A 2,744-nucleotide genomic window follows, 5' to 3' on the forward strand; every position below is an offset into this window, starting at 1 on the left:
GCCGCCGCGAGAGCCGCGGGCCTGGACGTGGCCGCGGTCGCCGTCCGCCCGGACGCCGCATCGATCGCCGACGCCGCGCTGCGCGCGCTGGCCTGAGCGTCCCTGCCGCCGACCGCGTCCGCCGAGTGGAGCACTCCCCTGCTCGCCGGTGAACGGGAAGAGAACCGTCCCCCGAACGAGAAAGGGGACAGTCCCCCGAACGGGAACAGAACCGTCCCCCGAACGAGAAAGGGGACAGTCCCGCGAACGGGAAAAGAACCGTCCCCGCGTGCCGGGGCGGGCTCGCTAGAGCTCGGGGACGAGGTCGGCGACGGAGTCGAGCACGAGGTTCGGGCGGTACGGGAAGGTCTCGATCTCCTCGCGGGCGGTGACGCCCGACAGGACCAGGACGGTCAGCAGGCCCGCCTCCATGCCGGCGACGATATCGGTGTCCATCCGGTCGCCGATCATGGCGGTGGTCTCGGAGTGCGCCTCGATCCGGTTCATGGCGGAACGGAACATCATCGGGTTCGGCTTGCCCACCACGTACGGCTGCCGGTTGGTCGCCGCCGTGATCATGGCGGCCACCGCCCCGGTCGCCGGCAGCACACCGGTCGGCGAAGGGCCGGTCGTGTCGGGGTTGGTCACGATGAACCGGGCGCCGGCGTTGATCAGGCGGATCGCCGTCGTGATCGCCTCGAACGAGTAGTTGCGGGTCTCGCCCAGGACCACGTAGGACGGATTGGTGTCGGTGAGCACGAATCCCGCCCCGTGCAGCGCGGTGGTGATGCCCGCCTCGCCGATCACGTACGCCGTCCGCTCCCCCGACTGGGACTTCAGGAAGGCGCCGGTCGCCATCGCCGACGTCCACAGGTTCTCCTCCGGCACCTGCAGGCCCGAGCGGGCCAGCCGCGCGGCGAGATCGCGGGGGGTGTAGGTGGAGTTGTTCGTCAGGATCAGGAACCGCCGGGACGTGTCCACCCAGCGCTGCAACAGCTCGACGGCCCCGGGGATCGGCTGCTCCTCGTGGACAAGCACACCGTCCATGTCGGTCAGGAAGCACTCGATGTCACGCACACTCCGCTTGCCCATGCGCACAGTCTCCCATCCCTTCGCCCCGTCCCGCTGCCGCCGACCGCCCGCGCACCGCGATCCCGACGATGCGCGAGAATGGACCTCAACCCCACCGACGCGTCACGAACCACGGGCCGAGGCTCGCGAAGGGCTCGGACGAGTCCGTGACGCGGGGACCTTGAGGAGGAACTGAGGATGATCCCACCCGTCCGGCGGCCACGACGGCTGCGCAGCACCCCGGCGATCCGGAGGCTCGTGGCCGAGACCCGCGTCCAGCCCGCGCAGCTCCTGCTGCCGGTGTTCGTGGCGGACGGGCTGGACGAGCCGCGCCCGATCAGCTCGCTGCCCGGCGTCGTCCAGCACACCCTCGACTCCGTCCGCGCCGAGGCCGGCCGCGCCGTCGAGGCGGGCCTGGGCGGCATCGTCCTGTTCGGCGTTCCCGAGGCCGACGACAAGGACGCGACCGGCTCGGCCGGCTGGGCAGAGGACGGCATCCTCAACCGGGCGATCACCGCCGTGCGGGCCGAGACGGGGGACGACCTGCCGATCTTCGCCGACACCTGCCTGGACGAGTTCACCGACCACGGGCACTGCGGCGTCCTGGCCGCCGACGGGACGGTGGCGAACGACGCCACCGTCGAGCTGTACGTGCGCCAGGCCGTCGCCCAGGCCAGGGCCGGCGCCCACTTCGTCGCCCCGTCGGGGATGATGGACGGCCAGGTCGCCGCGATCCGCTCCGGCCTCGACCTCGCCGGGTTCGCCGAGGTCGGGATCCTCGCGTACGCGGTGAAGTACGCCTCCGCCTTCTACGGGCCCTTCCGCGAAGCCGTCGGTTCTTCGCTGGTCGGAGACCGCCGCGCCTACCAGCAGGACCCGGCCAACCGGCGCGAGGGGCGCCTCGAGGCGTCCCTCGACGAGCTGGAGGGTGCCGACATCCTGATGGTGAAGCCGGCCAGCCACTACCTCGACGTGCTGGCCGACGTGGCCGCCTGGACGCGCGTCCCCGTCGCCGCCTACCAGGTGTCGGGCGAGTACGCGATGATCGCGGCCGCGGCCGAACGCGGCTGGATCGACCGGAATGCCGCGCTGACCGAGGCGGTCACGGCGATCGCGCGGGCGGGCGCCGACATCGTGCTCACCTATGCGGCGCTCGAGCTGGCGGGCCGGCTGCGATGACCACCAACCGGGCGGCGTTCGACCGCGCGAGCGGGGTCATCCCCGGCGGGGTGTCCTCGCCCGTCCGCGCTTTCGGCTCGGTCGGGGGGACGCCGGTGTTCGTCGCGCGCGCCGAGGCGGCGCTGCTGTGGGACGTGGCCGGGCGCGAGTACGTCGACCTCGTCGGTTCCTGGGGGCCGGCCATTCTCGGCCACGCCCACCCGGAGGTCGTCGCCGCCGTGCAGGCGGCCGCGGCCCGCGGGCTGTCCTTCGGCGCACCCACCCTCGCCGAGGCCCAACTGGCCGAACTCGTCCGCGACCGGGTGCCGCTGGCGCAGAAGGTCCGGTTCGTCTCCACCGGCACCGAGGCCTGCATGACCGCGGTCCGGCTGGCCAGGGGCGCCACCGGGCGTGACCTGATCGTGAAGTTCGCCGGCTGCTACCACGGCCACTCCGACGCGCTGCTGGCCGCGGCCGGCTCGGGGGTCGCCACCGCGGGCCTGCCCGGCTCGGCCGGCGTCCCGGCCGCGGCCACC

General features: G+C 73.1%; 3 protein-coding genes. 2 read left to right on the top strand and 1 reads right to left on the bottom strand.

Annotated features, from left to right (window positions below; translation table 11 throughout):
- Positions 1-285 precede the first annotated feature (285 nt).
- The gene (locus QM633_RS09480) at positions 286-1,071 is read right to left on the bottom strand and encodes an HAD-IIA family hydrolase (RefSeq protein WP_415153510.1); all 786 of its coding nucleotides are present in this window, start codon (positions 1,069-1,071) and stop codon (positions 286-288) included.
- Between the two features lie 177 nt (positions 1,072-1,248).
- Between QM633_RS09480 and hemB the strand changes: the two genes are divergently transcribed.
- Both hemB and QM633_RS09490 read left to right on the top strand, forming a co-directional pair.
- The gene (hemB, locus tag QM633_RS09485) at positions 1,249-2,229 is read left to right on the top strand and encodes a porphobilinogen synthase (RefSeq protein WP_415153511.1); all 981 of its coding nucleotides are present in this window, start codon (positions 1,249-1,251) and stop codon (positions 2,227-2,229) included.
- The coding region (locus QM633_RS09490; protein WP_415153512.1) for an aminotransferase class III-fold pyridoxal phosphate-dependent enzyme at positions 2,226-2,744 on the top strand (519 nt) is incomplete at its 3' end. The genes hemB and QM633_RS09490, both read left to right, overlap by 4 nt.

Source organism: Propionicimonas sp., from assembly GCF_047606205.1.
Lineage (GTDB): Bacteria > Actinomycetota > Actinomycetes > Propionibacteriales > Propionibacteriaceae > Propionicimonas.

Bases quoted from the DNA above. Each gene is read 5' to 3' on its own strand.
- hemB (WP_415153511.1), top strand. From the start codon at position 1,249: ATGATCCCACCCGTCCGGCGGCCACGACGGCTGCGCAGCACCCCGGCG.
- QM633_RS09480 (WP_415153510.1), bottom strand. From the start codon at position 1,071: ATGGGCAAGCGGAGTGTGCGTGACATCGAGTGCTTCCTGACCGACATG.